The following is a 17491-nucleotide window of genomic DNA, read 5'->3' as shown; positions in this document are numbered from 1 at the left end:
AAGTAGGTCAGAGGGTGATGGCGTTGGCCGCCTCGTGCATCGGCGCGAGAAACTTGTCGATCACCTGCTCCTTGCGCGGGTGGTACGTCAGGGTCCGCATGCCGTAGCTGCGGAAGGCGATCGCGAGGCGGCCGCCCGGCACCATGTCCTTGGCCATCTTCCTGCCGAAGGCCATGTTCTTCTCGACGTAGGGGCGCATGGTCCGCTCGTAGGTGGCCAGGCCGTCCGGCTCGCCGAGGTGCTTGCCGAGCATGTACGCGCCGACCAGGGCGAGGCTGGTGCCCTGGCCGGAGGCCGGCGCCGGGCAGTGCGCGGCGTCGCCGAGCAGCGCGACCCGCCCGCGTGACCAGGACGGCAGCTCGACCTGGCTCATCGAATCGAAGTAGAAGTCGCTCGCGTCGTCCATCGCCGCCAGGAACTCGCCGACCCGCCACCCCTGGCCTTCGAAGGCCTCGCGGACCAGCCGTTTCTGCGCCGCGGTGTCGCGGCGGGCGAGGCCGGTGTCGGACGAGGCGAAGGCGAGGCCGACCCGGGCGTCCTGGTCACGATCCATCGCGTACGCGAAGACGAGCCGCCCGGGCCGGAAGAACATGACCTCTTCGCGCTCGATGCCCAGCAGGTTCGGTGTCGAGAAGATCGAGATGTACGCCCCGAGGTGGCTGAGCGACGCCTCCCCCAGAACCATCCGCCGGGTCGCCGAGTGCAGCCCGTCGGCGCCGACCACATAGTCGAACCGGCGCGGGGCGCCGCGCTCGAACGCCACGTCGACGCCGTCCGGCCCGTCGGCGATCTTGGCGATCGCGTCGCCGAAGACGTACTCCACCCCGTCGGCGGTGGCGTCGTGCAGGATGCGGCTCAGGTCCCACCGCATGATCTCGACGTCGTCGCCGCGGCGGCCCATGAGCAGGTCGGCCGGCAGCGCCGCGATCGGCTTGCCGTTGCGGCGCACGTACGTGATCTGCCGCATGCCGGTGTCGGCGGCCTGCGCCGCCTCGAGCAGGCCCATCTTGCGCAGCACCTCGGTGGCGGCGCCGCGCACGTCGACCTTGTAGCCCGCCTCGCGCAGCGCCGGGGCGCGCTCGACGACGGTCACCTCGAAGCCGCGCTCACGCAGCCAGTACGCCAGTGCGGGGCCCGCCACGCCGGCCCCGGAGATCAGTACGCGTGTCGATGTCATGCGGACTACTATACAAACGTCTTATACGTTTGTATAGAAGTTAGGATCGCCAACGTGGGCCACAAGGAAGATCTGCTGGTAGGCGCGAAGCGCGCACTGCTGGAGAAGGGCTACGCCCGCACGACGGCGCGCGACATCGTGGCCCTCTCCGGCACCAACCTCGGCTCGATCGGCTACCACTACGGCTCGACCGAGGCGCTGATGACCGCCGCGATGCTCAGCGCCATGGAAGATTGGGGCGACAAGATCACCATCGCCCTGACCACGCCGCCCGCTCCGGGCGAGGCCGACGAGGACCAGCTGATCGGCTTCTGGCGGCGGGTGATCGGCTCGATCAAGGAAGACCGCGCGCTCTGGACGGCCAGCATCGAGGTGGCGATCCAGGCCGAGCACAATCCGCGCCTGCGCGAGCAGCTCGCCGAGGGCGTCGAGCTCGGCCGCCGCGGCATGGCCTCGCTGATGACCGGCGTGCCGGAAGATCAGCTCGACGACGAGACCGTGCGCACCCTCGGCGCCGTGCAGATGGCGCTGATGTCCGGCGTCCTCACCCAGTGGTTCACCGACCCCGAGAACGCGCCCGGCCCCGAGCAGATCGTGGCCGGGATCAGAGCGCTGGCCAAGCTTTCGCGAGCATGACCCGGGTGTCGGTCAGCACCTGCGGCAGAACCTTGGTGCGGCCGATCACCGAGACGAAGTTCGCGTCGCCGCCCCACCGCGGCACCACGTGCTGGTGCAGGTGAGCCGCGATGCCGGCGCCGGCGACCGCGCCCTGGTTCATCCCCAGGTTGAAGCCGTGCGGGCTGCTGACCGAACGGATCACGCGCATCGCCGTACGCGTGAAAGCCGCCACCTCCACCGTCTCGTCCTCGGTCAGATCGGTGTAGTCGGCGACGTGCCGATAGGGGCAGATCAGCAGGTGCCCGGGGTTGTACGGATAGAGGTTGAGCACCGCGTAGACCAGATCGCCGCGGGCGACCACGAGGCTCTCGGGCTCGGCCGGCGCGCGGCAGAACGGGCAGCCGGACGGTTTCGCGTATCCCTCCGGCGGCGCGTCCTCGCCGGTGACGTAGGCCATCCGGTACGGCGTCCACAGCCTTTCCAGGCCGTCAGGCTCCCCCGTCGCGGTCACGCCCAGCAGCCTATGCCAACGAGGTCGCGAGCCAGGGCGGTAGTGCTTCGCGCGCCGACAGCCACGCCGCCGGGATGCCGTCGAGGCCGGTGTGCGCGGCCACGATCCCGCCGGCGATCGCGCAGGTGGTGTCCACGTCCCCGCCCGCGGCCACGCACGCCCGGATCGCCGCCGGGTAGTCGTCGAGGAACCGGTCGGCGACCCAGACCGCGAAGGGCACGGTGTCGCGCGCCATCGCCCGGGCGCCGCTGCCCAGCTCGTACGCGGCCTCGGCGACGTCGCGCAGGCGAGTCGCCCGCTGCAATCCCTCGCGGATCCGCCCGTCGGGCGTGTGCGCCGCCACCGCCCGCAGCAGCCCCGGCCGATGCCCGTCGAGCCGCCCGGCCGCCGCCAGCGCCGCGGCAACCGCCACCGCCACTCCCCCGGCGATGCCCTCGGCGTGCGCGTGGGTCACCTCGGCCGCCCGCGCTCCCTGCACCGCCGCGCGGGCCAGCGAATCGGCATGCCACGCGCCCAGCGGCGCGGCCCGCATGGCCGCGCCGTTGCCCGACGAGCCCTCGCCCTCGAACGCCGCCGCGGCCGCGATCGGCCACGGCAGGCCCTCCCGGATGGCCCGCAACATGACCACCGCGCCGGGCCCGTAGCCCCGATACGGATCGTGATGACGACCCAGCAGTTCGGCGAACCCGTCGCGGTCGAACTCACCGTCACCGAGCACGGCGACGAGGCAGCACGCCTCCTCGGTGTCGTCCGTCCACTCCCACGGGGCCGGTGGCAGGTCACCGAAGTCGACAGGGCCGACGAAATGCTGGGCCCCGAGCGCGTCGCCGACGCTCAGACCGGCCAGGCTTTCGAGCGCCAGGGCCAGCCGCGTACCGGGGAAAAGCGTGAATGACATCAGCACATCGGATGGTAATCCGTCACGGAATGTGATCGAAAGGTGTCCCTGCATCACCGGTTAGGCGTGTCTTGCCGTTGGCAGTACGGTCTCTGCATGGCCACGGTGTTGCTCGTCGAGGACGATCACGTCGTGCGCGGTGCCATGCTCCGATCGCTCACCGACCGGGGGCACGCCGTGCACGCCGTCGGCACGGCACTGGACGCGTTGCGCCGGGTCGCCGCCGAGACGCCCGACCTGGTGGTGCTCGACCTCGGACTGCCCGATCTGGACGGTTCGGACGCTTTGCGCATGCTGCGCGGCATCACCGATGTGCCGATCATCATCGCCACCGCGCGCGACGACGAGCAGTCCGTCGTCCGGCTGCTGCGGGCCGGCGCCGATGACTACATGGTCAAGCCGTTCACCGGCGCCCACCTCGACGCGCGCATCGCCACGGTGCTGCGCCGGGTGGGCCGCGCCAGCCGCACCGCCCAGCCCGCCGTGCACGAGGTCGGCGAGCTGCGGGTGGACGTCGGCGAGCGCAGCGCCAGCCTGGGCGACCAGGCTCTGGCGCTGACCCGCAAGGAATTCGATCTGCTGGCTTACCTGGCGGCCCGCCCGGGCCGGGTGGTCTCGCGTCGTGAGCTGTTGGAGGAGGTATGGCGACAGCCATCGGTCGGCGAGGACCAGACGATCGACGTCCACCTGTACTGGCTTCGCCGGAAACTGGGCGAGTCCGCGGCGAAGCCTCGCTACCTGCGCACCGTGCGGGGGGTCGGGTTCCGGCTGGTGGCGCCGGACTGAGGTCCCGGCTGGCGATCATGACGGCCGCCACCACCGCCGTCGCCGCCCTCGCCTTCCTCGTTCCGCTCGGCTGGTACCTACGCTCCGACCACCGTGACCAGGTCATGTCGCTGGCCGAACGGCGCAGCGCCACGATCGCGGGCGCGATCGCCGCGGGCGCCGACAAGAAGGGCGTGGCCGCCGCGGTCTCGGCCGCCGGCGGCGAGGCGGTGGCCCATCCCCCGGGCGACGTCGCGGGCGGGTGGGCGGGCGCGGCCGAGGTGCGACTGACGGCCTCCGGCGGCGCGATCCGCGAGGTGGGCGTCACCAACGGCCTCGTACGCCTGGAGCCCGTGACCGTGGCCGGCAAGACTTCGGTGGTCGAGGTGTTCGTGCCGTCCGCCGATCTCGCCGGCGACACCACCCGCAACTGGCTGCTGCTGCTCGGCATCGCGCTCGGCCTGGTCGGCGGCTCGGTCTTCGTGGTCGACCGGCTGGCTCGCGGCGCGGTGAGCTCGGCCCGCAACCTCGTGCACGCGGCCCTCGCGGTCGGCGGCGGCGATCTCGGCGTGCGTATCCAGCCGTCCGGCCCGCGCGAGCTCGCCGAGGCCGGGTACGCGTTCAACCGGATGGCCGACCGCCTGATCACCGCGCGCACCGACGAGCGGGAGCTGGTCGCCGACCTGTCGCACCGGCTGCGCACCCCGCTGACCGCGCTGCGGCTGGACGCCGAGGCGCTCGATCCGGACGACACCCAGGTGGGCATGTTCGACCAGGAGGAGCTCGACCGCCGTCGCGGCATCCGGCGCATCCGGCAGGCGATCGTGACCCTGGAGGGCGAGGTCAACCAGCTGATCAACACGACCCGTCAGGCGGTCGCGGCGCAGGTCGCCGAGGCCCCCGAGGACGGCTTGTGCGACGCCAGCGAGGTGGTCCGGGAAAGGATGATGTTCTGGTCGGCGCTTGCCACCGACCAGAACCGGCAGTACCGCGTGATCGGCGCCCATCTCCGTATCCCCGTTCCGGTGGCGCGTGCGGAGCTGGCTGCCGCTCTTGATGCCGTTTTGGGTAATGTGTTCCGCTACACCCCCCAGGGCACCGCGTTCGAGGTCGGCATCTCCCGCCGTGACGGCTGGGTTGCCGTCCGGGTCGACGACGCGGGGCCCGGCATCCCCGACCCGGAGAAAGCAATGCAGCGTGGTCAGAGCAACCAGGGCTCGACGGGCCTGGGGCTCGACATCGCCCGCCGGGCGGCCACGGCCGCCGGTGGCTCGGTCAGTCTCGACCGTGCCGCGATGGGCGGCGCCAGCGTGGTGATGCTGCTGGCCGACGCCGAGGCCGCACCCAAGCAGGCAAGCCGGTTCGGCCTGGTGGGGCGCCTCGCGCGCGAGCGGACGAGCCGCCCGGGCAGGCCGGAATGAGCATGACGCCGGGCGGTGCAACAGTTGCTTAGATCTGCGTTAAGAAGGTTTCCCCGGCTCCGCCGGAGTGGGATCGTTCCCGACGATCCCATCCGGCTTCCCGGTTCGAAACCCGCAAAACGTCCCCGCGAAGCGAACCGGCGGAGCTCACACGCGGTGGGAGGCGGCAACCCCATGGCCGCTTCCCATCGCGCCCCCGCCAGGCAAGGAGAGGACTTGTCCACCCACCGCCGGCTGGTCGTTGCGCCGCGCGCGCATCGCCGGGTGGAGCGCCCCCGCGCGACGAACCGGCCCTGGACCCACCGGCTGCTGCCGGTCGGGCTGGGTCTGGCCGTGCTCGGCATCGGCGGCGTGGTCGGCCCCAGCGTGGTGGAGGAGGTCTCCGGCGGCTCCCGGCAGCTCGAGCTGACCGCGCTGCCGGCCGACAACCCCGGCCAGGGCCTGGTCTACGAGGGACTCGCGGCGGCCAAGTCCGACGCGATCTGCGCGGGCTCGTACCAATTGGACGATCAGACCTGCACCCGTGGCCCCGACCCGGCCCCGGCCGGCCTTGCGGTTCGCCGCGGCGTCGCGCCGGTGACCGCGAAGGCGCCCGAGCCGGTCCAGCCGACGCTCGAGACCGGCGCGGTGCCGGCCGACGCCGAGATCGCCCGCGACGAGGGCGGCAGCGCGCTGACCGCGGACGCCCCCGCGCTGATCCCCGACGCGGCGCCCGGCGAGGCCGACTTCATCATGGGCTCGCAGAACGTGGCGTGCGAGGCCGACGGCCGCAGCGGCAAGCGCGTCCAGGTGCTCTACCTGCACGAGTTCGGCACGCCGTCGCGGTACACCGACTTCCTCGGCTCGATCCGCACCTGGGCCGGCGGCGCCGACCAGATCTTCGACGAGAGCGCCGGCGAGACCGGCGGGTCGCGGCACATCCGCTTCGTCACCAACCCGCAGTGCCGGGTCGACGTCGCCGAGGTGCAGCTCCCGCCCGAGGCGCTCGGCACGTTCGCCAAGAGCATCCGGGCGCTGCAGACGCTCGGCTACAACCGCAACGACCGCAAGTACCTGATGTTCGCCGACTCGAACGTCTACTGCGGCATCGCCACCTACATCGCCGACACCCGCGCCGGCCTGGGCAACCGCAACAACGGCGGCCCCTCCTACGGCCGGGTCGACTCGGGCTGCTGGAGCTCGGTGATGGCAGCCCGCGAGCTGACCCAGACGCTGGGCGCGGTGCTGGTCAACTCGCCGAACGCGAGCGGCGCCGGCGGCTGCCTCGACGAGTACGACCTGCTCTGCGGCGAGGACCGCTCGGGCAAGCCACTGCGCAACATCTGTCCCAAGAAGCACGAGACCCGCCTCGACTGCGGCCACGACGACTACTTCAGCACCAACCCGAAGCCGGGCAGCTACCTCGCGACGAACTGGAACATCGCGACCAGCGAGTTCCTGCTGCGCGGCGACGGCGGCGACGACGTGCCCGACGCGGGCGGCACCCCCGCGATCCCGACCGGGCCGAGCACCGAGCCGACCGCGGCTCCCACGGTGGCGCCGAGCACGGGCGTCTCGTACAACGCGGGCGCGGCCGACGGCGGCGGCGACGCGCCGCCGAGCCCGGCGGTCACGGCCCCCGGGAACGGCGCCGGGAACGGGAACGCCAACGGCGCCGGGAACGGGAACACCGGCGGCAACAACGGGAACGGCGCAGCCGCCTCCGCCGGACCGCCGACCGAGCAGGCCGGCCACCGGGTCCTGCCGGCCGGACAGCCGAAGGCGCAGGCCGAGGCGGTGCAGGCGGTGCTCGAGATCCGCGACGCGACCAGCAGCTCGGTCCGTCTCACCTGGAGCGCGGCGTCCCCCACGGCCACGTACGAGGTCTGGGTGGGCAACTCCCCGATCGCCACGACGAAGGCCACCCGGGCGCGGCTGATCGGCCTCGAGCCCGATGGGACGTACCAGGTCACCATCAAGTCGGGCAGCGCCTACGCGGCGAAGGCGACCGCCGAGACCGCGCCGGCCGCCCGCCCGGCCCAGAACACGTGGTTCGCCCTCACCAACGCGCTGACCGGCGGCGCCGCCGACCTGTACGCGGCGCGCACCGCCAACGGCACGCCGCTCACACTCGCCGAGGCCGACGGCAACGCGCAGCAGCAATGGCAGCTGGTGCCGGCCGGCACCGGCGCCTACTCGCTCGTCTCGCGGGCCACCGGCAAATGCGTGGTGCCGCTGGACGGCAACCCCGTGGCCGGCACTCCCCTGGTGCAGGGCGACTGCGGCACCGACGACGGGGCCCGCTGGCAGTTGCAGGCCTCGGACTACGGATTCACCATGCGCACCACGGTCGGCGACCTGGTCGTCGGCGTAGGACAGCAACGTTTCGGCGCGCACCGGGTGCTGGTGCTTCAGAACGGCAACGGTCAGCGCCACCAGAGCTGGACAGCGGTACCCGACTGAACCTTTTTCAACGTGGCCAGGGCGGCAGGACCCGGCGCCGATCAACGGCCTGCAACCTCAGGCCCGACGCCAGGTTGAAAAAGGTTCACCGATCGCCCTTTATTGGGAGGCGACGATGCCCGACACGCTGACGAAGCCCCTGGCCGAGCCCGAGGAGGGCCCGGCCCGGTTCAACAAGCGGCGCCTCGTGCGCTGGATCGCGATCCTCACGATCGGCATCATCGTGGTGCTGGCGGTCTGGCAGGAGCCGCTCTACGCGCGCTTCTGAGCCGCCGCGTAGTCACCGATCTCCGCGAGCAGGGCTTCCTTCCCGGCCGGGGCGAGGAAGCTCTGCTCGACCGCGCCCCGCGCCAGCCCGGCCACCCCGTCCTCGTCGAGGTCGAGCAGACGGGCGGCGACCGCGTACTCCTCCTCGAGCGTGGTGCCGAACATCGGCGGGTCGTCGGAGTTGATGCTGACCCGCACGCCGGCGCCGACCAGGGTCGCGAGCGGGTGCTCCTCGATCGAGGGGACCGCCCGGGTCCGCACGTTGGAGGTCGGCGAGATCTCCAGCGGGATCCGGTTGTCGGCCAGGTAGGCCACCAACTGCGGGTCCCCGACGGCGGAGATGCCGTGCCCGATCCGCTCGGCGCCGAGGTCGCGAATGGCCGACCAGACGGTCGCGGGACCGGTGGTCTCGCCGGCGTGCGGCGCGCTGTGCAGCCCGGCGGCCCGCGCCTGGTCGAAGAACGGCTTGAACTGCGGCCGCGGCACGCCGATCTCGGGGCCGCCGAGGCCGAAACTGATCAGTCCGTCGGGCCGCTCGTCGAGCGCGATCCGCAGCGTCTCCTCGGCCGCCGGGAGGCCGGCCTCGCCGGGGATGTCGAAGCACCAGCGCAGCTCGATGCCGAAGTCTTTGGCGGCGCAGCGCCGGGCGTCCTCGATCGCCTCGCAGAACGCCTTGGCCGCGATGCCGCGCTTGACGCTCGAATACGGCGTGATGGTCAGCTCGGCGTACCGGACCTGCTGGCGGGCCAGCTCGCGGGCGACCTCGTAGGTCAGCGTCCGCACGTCCTCGTCGTCGCGGATCAGGTCGACCACGGTGAGGTAGACCTCGATGAAGTGCGCGAAGTCGCGGAACGCGAAGTAGTCGGCGAGCGCGGCCGGGTCGGCCGGCACCGGCGACCTGCCCTCGTGCCGGGCGGCCAGCTCGGCCACGATCCGCGGCGAGGCCGAGCCCACGTGGTGGACGTGCAGCTCGGCCTTCGGCAGCCCGGCGATGAACGAGGTCAGCTCGGTCACCCGATGTCCCTTCTCCTATGTCGCGGTCCTGGCCACCACGAAGACGCGGCGGAACGGGAAGGCGACGTGCCCGTGTGCCGCCGGGTAGGCGGCGGTCAGCTCCTGCCCCAGATCGGCGCGGAACGACTCCCAGGCATTCTCGTCCAGCGCGGCCTTGACGGGCCGCAACGCCGTGCCCTCCATCCAGCGCAGCACGGGGTGTGTTTCGCCACCCTCGGGCAGCAGGTGCAGGTAGGTGGTCTCCCAGGCGTCCACCTCCGCGCCCGTCGCCATCAGCAGGCCGGCGTAGCCGGTCGGGTCGTCGACCGGCGCCTCGCGGGTCACGTGGGCCACGCCGTAGGTCGCCGCCACCTGCCGGAGCAGCCGGTGCGAGGGCGCGTCGAAGTTGCCGGGCACCTGCATGGCCAGCCACGCCCCGGCGGGCAGCTCGGCGGCCCAGCGGGCGAGCAGTTCGTGGTGGCCGTCGACCCACTGCAGGGTGGCGTTGGTGATCAGCACGTCGACGTCGGCGCCGGGCTTCCAGTCGCGCACGTCGCCGAGCTGGAACCAGGCCGGCCCGGCGTGCGCCACGGCCTTGTCGATCATCTCGGGTGAGGAGTCGATGCCGGTGATCCGGGCCTGCGGCCAGCGCTCGGCCAGAGTCAGGGTCAGCTCGCCGGGGCCGCAGCCGAGATCGACGACCGCGCGCGGGCGATCGCTGTCGATGCGGCCGGTCAGATCGAAGAAGGGGCGCGAGCGCTCAGCCCCGAAGCGCCGGTAAACGGTCGGATCCCACATGATCAACCTTTCAAACCGTACGTACGTCTTGCAAGAAGATAGCAGAGGAAACGATAGGGTCGGGACGTGGAAAATCGCAGCTTCTCGAGGATGGGCCGCACGGTCGGCGTGGTCGGCCTGGGCGCCTGGCAGCTGGGCGCCGACTGGGGTGAGGTGAGCGAGGCCGACGCGCACGCCACCCTGCAGGCCGCGGTCGACGCCGGGGTCACCTTCATCGACACCGCCGACGTGTACGGCGACGGCCGCAGCGAGCAGATCGTCGGCTCGTTCATCAAGGACAAACCGCAGCTGACGGTCGCCACCAAGATGGGGCGGCGGGTCGAGCAGCTGCCGGAGAACTACACGCTCGACAACTTCCGCCGCTGGAACGACCGCTCGCGGTCCAACCTCGGCGTCGACACGCTCGACCTGGTCCAGCTGCACTGCCCGCCCACGCCGGTCTACTCGACCGACGCGGTCTACGACGCCCTCGACACCCTGGTGGAGGAGAAGCGCATCAAGGCGTACGGCGTCAGCGTCGAGAAGGTCGAGGAGGCCCTCGCGGCGATCGCCCGCCCCGGCACCGCGAGCGTGCAGATCATCCTGAACGCGTTCCGGCTCAAGCCGCTCGAGCGGGTGCTGCCGGCCGCCGCCGAGGCCGGTGTCGGCATCATCGCCCGGGTCCCGCTCGCCAGCGGCCTGCTCTCCGGCCGGTACGACGAGCACACCACGTTCGCGGCCGACGACCACCGCAACTTCAACCGGCACGGCGAGTCCTTCGACGTGGGCGAGACGTTCGCCGGCGTCGACTTCGCGACCGGACTCGAGGCGGTCCGCCGGCTGCGCCCCCTCGTGCCCGGGTTCTCCGCGCCGTCCGAAGGACGAGGCGCGGGTAGCGGCACAGCCCCGGCCGGCGCCACCATGGCGCAGTTCGCGCTGCGCTGGATCATCGACCACCCGGCCGTCACCGTGGTCATCCCGGGCGCCCGCAATGCCGAGCAGGCCCGCGCCAACGCGGCCGCCGCCGGCCTCGCGCCATTGCCGCCGGAGACCCATGCCGCGGTGCAAAGGGTGTACGACGAACTGATTCGCCCGGCGGTGCATGACAAATGGTGAACGAACCGGCATCACCCCCCAAGCTCAAGGGGTGGCTGCTCATGACGATCGGGCTGCTCGCGATCGTCGTCGGTGCGTTGTGGACAGTTCAGGGACTGGACATTCTCACCGACAGCAAGATGAGCGGTAAACAAACCTGGGCATTCGTCGGCGGGGCCGTGGCCGTGTTCGGGCTGATCTTGACGGTGATCGGCGAACGTGTCCGATCTCGATCCAAAAGAAAATAAGAACAATTAACGGAAAGCCCCGCACTCCGAAACCGGAGTGCGGGGCTTGTCTAGATCCGAGCCGATCTCCGCCAGGCGATCGGCGGCCGGTCACGAAGGACCGGCGTGTTTGTCTCAGAGCGGGCGAACCTGCTCTGCCTGCGGGCCCTTCTGACCCTGGGCGATCTCGAACTCGACCCGCTGGTTCTCTTCCAGACTGCGGTAGCCGCTCATCTGGATGGCCGAGAAGTGGACGAACACGTCAGCACCCCCACCATCGACGGTGATGAAGCCGAAGCCCTTGTCCGCGTTGAACCACTTCACGGTTCCTTGCGCCATGCTGAACTCTCCCTCTGGAAATGCCGGCCCCGCTGAATCCCGGGCCGATGACCGTTTTCGAGCAGCGGCGCCGTGAGGCGGCCTTTCAGAGGACGTCCCATCCGCCGCCACCCGAGGACGCTCGCCGACGGTCACATCGGCCAGCGTTCCGTGGTCTTGGCGGAAGCAGCGAACCACGTACGCAAAAACTGGCCACACTGTACCTGAGAAAGGACCCCGAAAGCTGCCCCTGAAGCGAATCGAATAAACGCCTGCGGATACGGAAAAGGCCCCCCACTTCGCTCTCGCGATGTGGGAGACCGTTGCTCTTCAGCACAGACTTACTTAGGCCATTGACCAGTCAGTCTGCGGACTCCGGTAGCGCCTCCCCGATCGACGGCCGCCTTAACGACAGCGAAGATGAGGCCTTGCAACGCGGCGGCCGCGAGAACCTCGCCCCATCCACGCTCTTCATCGGTTGCGTTCGGTGCGTCGTCGTCGCCGGAGACCACCTTCCAGACTTCCTTGAAGGCGAAGCCGGCAAGCGCGCCGGCGGCCGCGCCGAGCAACAGTCCGACGGGCTTGTACGCGATCTTGGAAACCTTGCTCACCGACGCCTCCCTCGCGTCACCAGGATGATTCCGACCAGGGCCGCCACGCCCGCGACGGCCAGCGCGATCGGCACCGGCGAGGCCGACACCGCCTCGCGGGCCCGCTGCTTGGCCACCTCGACCTGGTCGAGGGCCCGCGCCTTGACGTCCGCCTTGGCCGCGAGGGCCTGCACGGTCTCGCCGAGGTCGGCACGGGTCTGTTTGATCTCGGCCCGTAACTCGTCGATCGTCGGCTTCGGCACCGGCGCCGCGGCCTTGTCGCTCGTCTGTTCGCTCATGCCCGTTTCCGCTCCTTGACCGCCTGCTTGACCTCGTCGACGTCGAGCTTGACGCTCTCGATCGCGGCCTTGGGCTCCGGCGGCACCGCCTTGGTCACCTGATTCTTGCCGATCAGGGCCAGGATCCCGGCCAGAAGGAACAGCGCCACGGTCCAGATCAGCGCGGCCAGCCACAGCGGCAGGAAGATGTTGAACACGATGATCAGAGTCGCGATCGCGGCGCCCACGCCGTAGAAGACCAGCACTCCACCGGAGCCGAACAGCCCGATACCGATTCCGGCGTGCTTTCCCTTCTCGGCCAGCTCGGCCTTCGCGAGCGCCAACTCGTCGCGGACCAGTCGGGTGATCTGCTCACTGGCGGTCTGCACGAGCTCGGCCGTGGATTGCTCCGCGACCGGCCTGGTTGCCCTACCGTTCAGGACATCGGCCATCGTGTCCCCCCTTTCCCTGCAATGGGTTTATGCCCTGATCAACTGACAGTCAATCCTGTTGCCGGAAACCCGCCTGAGCGGTGGTGTCATCCGGTCCGGCGAATCGTGCGCCGCGCTCCTCGGCATCCCGCCCGCCGGAGAACACCTGGGCGTCGGCCGAAGGCTGCTGCGGCGGGGATGTCCGCGGCCCGGCGGGGGCGGCCGGGCCTTCCAGGTCGGCACGCATCCGCGGCAGGGCGTCGCGCTGGTACTGCCACACGTACGAGACGAGGCGCTCTCGCACCAGGCAGCGCAAGTCCCACAGCGCCGGCGCGTCGGCCGCGCTGACCAGCGCCCGCAGTCGGACGTTCCCGCCCACCGCATCCGTCACCTGCAGCACGGCCACCCGGCCGTCCCAGAGCTTGGATCCCTCGCAGACCGAGCGCAGCTCGGCGCGCAGCGGCTCGAGGTCGGTGCCGAAGTCCACGTCCAGCTCGGCGGTGCCGAGGACCGCCGATCCCGTACGCGTCCAGTTCTGGAACGGCTTGGTGGTGAAGTACGAGGTCGGCAGGATCAGCCGGCGGTCGTCCCAGACCTGCACGGCCACGTAAGTGAGCGTGAGCTCCTCGATCCGCCCCCACTCGCCCTCGACCACCACGACGTCGTCGACCCGCACCGCGTCGCTGAACGCGAGCTGCAGCCCGGCGAAGACGTTGCCGAGCGTGCTCTGCGCGGCCAGCGCCGCGATGACGCTGATCAGGCCGGCCGAGGCGAGCACGCTGGCGCCCAGCGCCCGGATCCCGGGGAAGGTCATCAGCACCACGCCGAGCGTCAGCACCACGATCGTGGCCACCGTGACCCGGCGCAGGATCACCACCTGGGTCTTGAGGCGGCGGCGTTTCAGGTTGTCCGGCACGTCGGTGCGCCAGCGGGCGAGCGCCGCGTCCTCCAGCACCAGCACCAGCGCGGCGACCAGCCAGGCGAACGCGGCGATGAACAGGATCACCAGCAGGTGCAGCAGCGCGCCGCGGCCGTCGAACTCGCCGGCCTGCCACCGGATCGCTTGCTGGACGGCGAACAGGGTGACCGTGGCCAGGAAGGGCCGGTGCGCGGTGCGGGCCAGATCGGCCGCCAGCTCGGAGCGGCGGCCGATCCGGCCGAGAACCCAGTGCAGGATCTCCACGAGCACGATCGCGGCGCCGGCCGCGGCCACGACGGTCAGGATGCCGATCATCAGGTCGCGCATCGTGCTCTCCTCTCCACCCGGGCGGTCTTCCAACCCTGCCAGGAGAGTAGAGAGAGGTCACACTTTGCGATACCGGGCCTGGGCGAAGCAGTAGATGCCGAACGCGCCGATGCCCAGCCCGATCAGCGCCAGCAGCCACACGCCCCACGGGTGCCCCGCGAGCGTCTTGAGCGCCGCGTCGAGACCGCGGGCCTTCTCCGGGTCGTAAGTGACGGCCGCGGCGACGACCAGGACGCCGGCGATGGCGTACGCGACGCCCTTGGCCATGTAGCCGGCCTTGCCGAGCCGGATCGTCGACTTCCGCACCGACGCGGCCATCTGCTCCGTGTTCAAGTGCTTCACGAACTTCTCGCGCAGCCCGTACACGAAGATCCCGATGCCGACGCCGATCACGACCAGCCCGATGAACCCGACCAGCCAGCGGCCGCCGGCGTTCGCCATGAGGCCGGCCGACTTGTTCTCCTGGCTCTGCGCCATCGACGCGTTGGCGCCGCGCAGCACGTTGACCGCGTACCAGGCCAGGAAGAGGTAGAGGACCGCGCGCACCCCGGAGATCACCCGCTCGGCGATCGCCGTCTTGTCGCGCGGCCCGCTCTCGCCGATCGCGGCCTCGAAGCCCTGCCAGACGGCCAGGCCCACCATGCCGATCGCGATCAGGACGAGCAGACCCTTGCCCAGGCCGTTGCCGGCCAGCTGCTGCAACGCGCCCGACTGGTCGCTCTCCTGGCCGGAGCCGCGGAACGCGACCTGGAACGCGATCCAGGCGAAGAGCAGATGGATGATGCCGTAGCCGACGAAACCAGCCCGAGCGATGTACTCGAGCGGCTTGCTGTCGGCCGCGCGTGAGGCCGTGTATTTGACGTTCGAAGTCGCGGAGGACATGCCCCCCTCATTGACCCGAGCCGAGGTCAGACAAACCTCAGTTACGTGACACCTGGAAACTGACGGTGTCACCGGTAATGCTGTCGAGCGACACCTGAAGCCCCGCGACCTGCGCCGCCTGCTGCCCCTTCGTGAGGGTGACCTGCTCGCCCGCCATGTCGAGCGTGACCGTGTTGTCGTCGGCGCTGACGAACTTCGCCTCGATGCCGAGGACGCTGGCGCTCGCGTTCACCTCGCGGTCGATGGTCACCGTGCATTGGTCGATGCCGCAGTTCACGTTGTCGCTGCTGCATCCGGAGAGCAACGCGAGGCCGATGATGGCGGAGCTGAGCGCGGCGACGACGCGCCGGGTGGGCTTGAGCACCATTAGAGGGTACGGGCACCGCGCGACCCTAAGGTGAGGTACGTGAGCGACTTCGATGTGCAGGACAACGCCGCCAACCATCGCTTCGAGCTCCTGGTCGACGGCGCGGTGGCCGGCCTGGCCATGTACCGCCGTCGCGGCGACACCGTCGTCGTGGTCACCCACAGCGAGGTGAACCCGGAATTCCGTGGCCGGGGCCTCGGCAACGAGCTGGCCCAGCGGACGCTCGACCTGATCCGCTCCCGCGGCGAGAAGGTCGTGCCGATCTGCCCGTTCTTCGCCCGCTACGTTTCCGAGCACCCCGAGTACGACGACATCGTCGTCGAGTAGCAGAACCTAGGCCGCGAGCGGGGCGGGCACCCGGTTGCCGGCGATGAGCTCGGCGGCCGCGAGGCCGCAGGCGCGGGTCGCGCCGTAGGTGGCGATGTGCACCCCGCCGAGCACCGTCACCGGCACGCCCATCTCCACCACGATCGCGTCCGGGCGCGCCTCGAGCACCCGGATCAGCGCCGCCGCCAGCCAGGGATGCCGGTGCACGTCGCGGGCCACCAGCACGAGGGCGCGGCCGTCGGCGCCGGCCAGCACCGGGGCTGCCGGGTCGGCGAGGCCTTCGAGGTCGTCGGCGGTCAGCCGCATCGACGTGGTGCCGGGCAGCAGGTCGTCCAGGGGCGCGCCGATGCCCCAGGGGGTCTCGGCGCCGATCGCGATGTTCCGCGGCGGGGCGAACTCGACCACGTGCGCCCGCCGGTCGATCGGCAGCGGGGTCGCGCCCTCGGCGATGGTCACCCGCACCGCACGCCGCGCCGCCTCGAAGCCGACCCCGGCAGCCGAACCGTTCGGCGGCTTCGGAACCGCCGCCAGGTCGGCGATGGGCCACGCCCGGTTCGCGATCGCCCGCGCCCCCGTACGCGTCTGCGCCGCGCTCGCCCAAGCTCCCAGCCGCCGCACCCGGGCCGCCGCGTCGGCCAGCCGCTCCTCACCGAGCTCGCCGCTGCGCACCGCCTCGACGATCGCGTTCCGCAGCAGGACGGCGGTCTGCTCGTCCGCGTTGTCGCCACCGACGCAGATCGCGTCGACGCCGGCCGCCAGCGCCAGCACCGTCGCGCCGGCGAGGCCGTACCTGCGCCGTACCCCCTGCATCTCGATGCCGTCGGTGACGATCAGACCCTGGAAGCCCAGCTCCTCGCGGAGCAGGCCGGTCATGATGGGGTGGCTCAGCGTCGCCGGAAGCTTGTTGTCGAAGGCGGGGACGAGCAGGTGCCCGGTCATCACCGCCTGGGCGCCCGCCTCGATCGCGGCGCGAAAGGGCAGCAGCTCGCAGGCGTCCAGCTCGGCCCGGTCGCGGTCGATCAGCGGGACGTCGTGGTGCGAGTCGACGCTGGTGTCGCCGTGGCCGGGGAAATGCTTGGCGCAGGCGGCGACGCCGGCGTCCTGAAGACCACGGACGAACGCCGCCGAGTGGCGCGCCACCAGATGCGGCTCGGCGCCGAATGCCCGTACGCCGATGACGGGGTTGTCGGGGTTGCTGTTGACATCGGTGTCGGGGGCGTAGTCGAGGGTGATGCCCGCGTTGGCGAGTTCGGCGCCCAGATCGGACGCCACGGCGAAAGTCAGCGCCGGATCGTCGATCGCGCCGAGCGCCAGGTTGCCGGGGCGGGAGCTGCCCTGCCGCGACTCGAAGCGGGTGACGTCGCCGGCTTCCTCGTCGATGGCCACGATCACGTCGGGGCGCTCGGCCCGCAGCTGCGCGGTGAGCGCGGCCACCTGCGCCGGCGACTCGACGTTACGGGCGAACAGCGCCACGCCGCCCAGTCCGTCGGCGAGCCAGCGGCGGACCCAGTCGGGTGCGCTCGTGCCGACAAAACCCGGCTGGAGCACGGTCGCGGCCAGCTCCGGCAGTTCGCCTTGGTTGGGCATGGGCCCCCGTACCTCCGCTGATGTCGTCGCGCGCGCTCGTGGGAGCGCGCCCCCCCGTTGTGCCGACCTATGGTCACACCACCTCCCCGATTTAGTCAACAAACCTTTCTATTAGGCGGGGCTCGATACCATGCGGGTCGTGTCGTATCCGCTAGCCGAGACCTCCGGCGTCGACTGGTCACAGATCCACGCCGTACGCCTGCTTGGTGTTGCTCTTGCCGTTCTGCTTCTGCTCTGGGCGATCCGCCGGATGTTCAAGTAGCGGTTTGACTGT

General features: G+C 71.0%; 22 protein-coding genes. 9 read left to right on the top strand and 13 right to left on the bottom strand.

The annotated features are described in order from the left end of the window. Positions 1 to 7 precede the first annotated feature (7 nt). Positions 8 to 1177 carry an FAD-dependent monooxygenase gene (locus tag ACIA5D_RS21930; RefSeq protein WP_396031990.1) on the bottom strand — a complete coding sequence of 390 codons (1170 nt, stop codon included), beginning with the start codon at positions 1175 to 1177 and terminating at the stop codon, positions 8 to 10. Between the two features lie 54 nt (positions 1178 to 1231). On the opposite strand from ACIA5D_RS21930, the gene ACIA5D_RS21925 reads away from it, so the two are divergent. Then, on the top strand, positions 1232 to 1813 hold the full coding sequence (locus tag ACIA5D_RS21925; RefSeq protein WP_396031989.1) for a TetR/AcrR family transcriptional regulator: 582 nt from the start codon (positions 1232 to 1234) through the stop codon (positions 1811 to 1813). Here the strand turns inward: ACIA5D_RS21925 and ACIA5D_RS21920 are convergent. Together ACIA5D_RS21920 and ACIA5D_RS21915 are read right to left on the bottom strand one after the other, a co-directional pair. Next, positions 1782 to 2252 carry an HIT family protein gene (locus tag ACIA5D_RS21920; RefSeq protein WP_396032193.1) on the bottom strand — a complete coding sequence of 157 codons (471 nt, stop codon included), beginning with the start codon at positions 2250 to 2252 and terminating at the stop codon, positions 1782 to 1784. The genes ACIA5D_RS21925 and ACIA5D_RS21920 overlap by 32 nt on opposite strands. Positions 2253 to 2316: 64 nt before the next feature. Then, entirely contained in the window at positions 2317 to 3204 is an 888-nt protein-coding gene (locus ACIA5D_RS21915) for an ADP-ribosylglycohydrolase family protein (RefSeq protein WP_396031988.1), read from the bottom strand. Positions 3205 to 3300: 96 nt separating this feature from the next. On the opposite strand from ACIA5D_RS21915, the gene ACIA5D_RS21910 reads away from it, so the two are divergent. The 4 genes from ACIA5D_RS21910 to ACIA5D_RS21895 all read left to right on the top strand — a co-directional run bounded on the left by ACIA5D_RS21910 (position 3301) and on the right by ACIA5D_RS21895 (position 8100). Next, positions 3301 to 3990, top strand: coding sequence for a response regulator transcription factor (locus ACIA5D_RS21910; RefSeq protein WP_378971899.1), 690 nt, complete (start codon positions 3301 to 3303; stop codon positions 3988 to 3990). 17 nt (positions 3991 to 4007) lie between these two features. Continuing rightward, entirely contained in the window at positions 4008 to 5390 is a 1383-nt protein-coding gene (locus ACIA5D_RS21905; protein WP_396031987.1) for an ATP-binding protein, read from the top strand. A gap of 216 nt (positions 5391 to 5606) precedes the next feature. Next, on the top strand, positions 5607 to 7832 hold the full coding sequence (locus ACIA5D_RS21900; RefSeq protein ID WP_396031986.1) for an RICIN domain-containing protein: 2226 nt from the start codon (positions 5607 to 5609) through the stop codon (positions 7830 to 7832). 115 nt (positions 7833 to 7947) lie between these two features. After that, positions 7948 to 8100, top strand: coding sequence for a hypothetical protein (locus tag ACIA5D_RS21895; RefSeq protein ID WP_396031985.1), 153 nt, complete (start codon positions 7948 to 7950; stop codon positions 8098 to 8100). Here the strand turns inward: ACIA5D_RS21895 and ACIA5D_RS21890 are convergent. Together ACIA5D_RS21890 and ACIA5D_RS21885 are read right to left on the bottom strand one after the other, a co-directional pair. Further along, positions 8085 to 9113, bottom strand: coding sequence for an adenosine deaminase (locus ACIA5D_RS21890; protein ID WP_396031984.1), 1029 nt, complete (start codon positions 9111 to 9113; stop codon positions 8085 to 8087). The two genes, ACIA5D_RS21895 and ACIA5D_RS21890, sit on opposite strands and share 16 nt — an antisense overlap. 15 nt (positions 9114 to 9128) lie before the next feature. Continuing rightward, positions 9129 to 9890, bottom strand: coding sequence for a trans-aconitate 2-methyltransferase (locus tag ACIA5D_RS21885; protein ID WP_396031983.1), 762 nt, complete (start codon positions 9888 to 9890; stop codon positions 9129 to 9131). Positions 9891 to 9956: 66 nt separating this feature from the next. Here ACIA5D_RS21885 and ACIA5D_RS21880 point away from each other — a divergent pair, with 66 nt between their 5' ends. Further along, positions 9957 to 10985, top strand: a complete 1029-nt coding sequence (locus tag ACIA5D_RS21880; protein WP_396031982.1) for an aldo/keto reductase — start codon at positions 9957 to 9959, stop codon at positions 10983 to 10985. Positions 10986 to 11026: 41 nt separating this feature from the next. Continuing rightward, positions 11027 to 11212, top strand: a complete 186-nt coding sequence (locus ACIA5D_RS21875) for a hypothetical protein (RefSeq protein ID WP_396031981.1) — start codon at positions 11027 to 11029, stop codon at positions 11210 to 11212. 114 nt (positions 11213 to 11326) lie between these two features. Here the strand turns inward: ACIA5D_RS21875 and ACIA5D_RS21870 are convergent, their stop codons facing one another. From ACIA5D_RS21870 to ACIA5D_RS21840, 7 genes are all read right to left on the bottom strand, one after another. Beyond that, complete coding sequence (locus ACIA5D_RS21870; protein WP_030440218.1) at positions 11327 to 11530, bottom strand: cold-shock protein; 204 nt, start codon at positions 11528 to 11530, stop codon at positions 11327 to 11329. Between the two features lie 320 nt (positions 11531 to 11850). After that, positions 11851 to 12120 carry a DUF4235 domain-containing protein gene (locus tag ACIA5D_RS21865; protein ID WP_396031980.1) on the bottom strand — a complete coding sequence of 90 codons (270 nt, stop codon included), beginning with the start codon at positions 12118 to 12120 and terminating at the stop codon, positions 11851 to 11853. After that, positions 12117 to 12398: a DUF3618 domain-containing protein gene (locus ACIA5D_RS21860; RefSeq protein WP_396031979.1), complete on the bottom strand. Its 282-nt coding sequence runs from the start codon at positions 12396 to 12398 to the stop codon at positions 12117 to 12119. The genes ACIA5D_RS21865 and ACIA5D_RS21860 overlap by 4 nt, the downstream gene beginning before the upstream one ends. Then, positions 12395 to 12829 carry a phage holin family protein gene (locus ACIA5D_RS21855; protein ID WP_396031978.1) on the bottom strand — a complete coding sequence of 145 codons (435 nt, stop codon included), beginning with the start codon at positions 12827 to 12829 and terminating at the stop codon, positions 12395 to 12397. The genes ACIA5D_RS21860 and ACIA5D_RS21855 overlap by 4 nt, the downstream gene beginning before the upstream one ends. A gap of 49 nt (positions 12830 to 12878) precedes the next feature. Next, a complete protein-coding gene (locus ACIA5D_RS21850) occupies positions 12879 to 14054 on the bottom strand; it encodes a mechanosensitive ion channel family protein (protein ID WP_396031977.1) in 1176 nt (391 codons plus the stop codon). 57 nt (positions 14055 to 14111) lie between these two features. Then, positions 14112 to 14936 carry a DUF1206 domain-containing protein gene (locus tag ACIA5D_RS21845; RefSeq protein ID WP_396031976.1) on the bottom strand — a complete coding sequence of 275 codons (825 nt, stop codon included), beginning with the start codon at positions 14934 to 14936 and terminating at the stop codon, positions 14112 to 14114. A 37-nt stretch (positions 14937 to 14973) separates the two neighbouring features. After that, the gene (locus ACIA5D_RS21840; protein ID WP_396031975.1) at positions 14974 to 15303 is read right to left on the bottom strand and encodes a hypothetical protein; all 330 of its coding nucleotides are present in this window, start codon (positions 15301 to 15303) and stop codon (positions 14974 to 14976) included. Positions 15304 to 15342: 39 nt separating this feature from the next. Between ACIA5D_RS21840 and ACIA5D_RS21835 the strand changes: the two genes are divergently transcribed. Next, a complete protein-coding gene (locus ACIA5D_RS21835) occupies positions 15343 to 15630 on the top strand; it encodes a GNAT family N-acetyltransferase (protein WP_396031974.1) in 288 nt (95 codons plus the stop codon). Between the two features lie 6 nt (positions 15631 to 15636). Here the strand turns inward: ACIA5D_RS21835 and ACIA5D_RS21830 are convergent, their stop codons facing one another. Further along, entirely contained in the window at positions 15637 to 17217 is a 1581-nt protein-coding gene (locus ACIA5D_RS21830; protein WP_396031973.1) for a glycoside hydrolase family 3 protein, read from the bottom strand. Positions 17218 to 17356: 139 nt separating this feature from the next. Here ACIA5D_RS21830 and ACIA5D_RS21825 point away from each other — a divergent pair, with 139 nt between their 5' ends. After that, positions 17357 to 17479, top strand: a complete 123-nt coding sequence (locus ACIA5D_RS21825; protein ID WP_396031972.1) for a hypothetical protein — start codon at positions 17357 to 17359, stop codon at positions 17477 to 17479. Positions 17480 to 17491 lie beyond the last annotated feature (12 nt).

The sequence above is a fragment of the Actinoplanes sp. NPDC051513 genome, from assembly GCF_044454685.1.
Taxonomy (GTDB): Bacteria; Actinomycetota; Actinomycetes; order Mycobacteriales; family Micromonosporaceae; genus Actinoplanes.
This window is presented reverse-complemented; position numbering and strand designations above follow the sequence as displayed.

Excerpts from the sequence above, each read along its gene's own strand:
- ACIA5D_RS21830 (WP_396031973.1), bottom strand. The coding sequence starts at position 17,217 with ATGCCCAACCAAGGCGAACTGCCGGAGCTGGCCGCGACCGTGCTCCAG.
- ACIA5D_RS21930 (WP_396031990.1), bottom strand. The coding sequence starts at position 1,177 with ATGACATCGACACGCGTACTGATCTCCGGGGCCGGCGTGGCGGGCCCC.
- ACIA5D_RS21915 (WP_396031988.1), bottom strand. The coding sequence starts at position 3,204 with ATGTCATTCACGCTTTTCCCCGGTACGCGGCTGGCCCTGGCGCTCGAA.
- ACIA5D_RS21920 (WP_396032193.1), bottom strand. The coding sequence starts at position 2,252 with ATGGCCTACGTCACCGGCGAGGACGCGCCGCCGGAGGGATACGCGAAA.
- ACIA5D_RS21860 (WP_396031979.1), bottom strand. The coding sequence starts at position 12,398 with ATGAGCGAACAGACGAGCGACAAGGCCGCGGCGCCGGTGCCGAAGCCG.
- ACIA5D_RS21895 (WP_396031985.1), top strand. The coding sequence starts at position 7,948 with ATGCCCGACACGCTGACGAAGCCCCTGGCCGAGCCCGAGGAGGGCCCG.
- ACIA5D_RS21905 (WP_396031987.1), top strand. The coding sequence starts at position 4,008 with ATGACGGCCGCCACCACCGCCGTCGCCGCCCTCGCCTTCCTCGTTCCG.
- ACIA5D_RS21850 (WP_396031977.1), bottom strand. The coding sequence starts at position 14,054 with ATGCGCGACCTGATGATCGGCATCCTGACCGTCGTGGCCGCGGCCGGC.
- ACIA5D_RS21910 (WP_378971899.1), top strand. The coding sequence starts at position 3,301 with ATGGCCACGGTGTTGCTCGTCGAGGACGATCACGTCGTGCGCGGTGCC.
- ACIA5D_RS21855 (WP_396031978.1), bottom strand. The coding sequence starts at position 12,829 with ATGGCCGATGTCCTGAACGGTAGGGCAACCAGGCCGGTCGCGGAGCAA.
- ACIA5D_RS21840 (WP_396031975.1), bottom strand. The coding sequence starts at position 15,303 with ATGGTGCTCAAGCCCACCCGGCGCGTCGTCGCCGCGCTCAGCTCCGCC.
- ACIA5D_RS21845 (WP_396031976.1), bottom strand. The coding sequence starts at position 14,936 with ATGTCCTCCGCGACTTCGAACGTCAAATACACGGCCTCACGCGCGGCC.
- ACIA5D_RS21870 (WP_030440218.1), bottom strand. The coding sequence starts at position 11,530 with ATGGCGCAAGGAACCGTGAAGTGGTTCAACGCGGACAAGGGCTTCGGC.
- ACIA5D_RS21875 (WP_396031981.1), top strand. The coding sequence starts at position 11,027 with ATGACGATCGGGCTGCTCGCGATCGTCGTCGGTGCGTTGTGGACAGTT.
- ACIA5D_RS21885 (WP_396031983.1), bottom strand. The coding sequence starts at position 9,890 with ATGTGGGATCCGACCGTTTACCGGCGCTTCGGGGCTGAGCGCTCGCGC.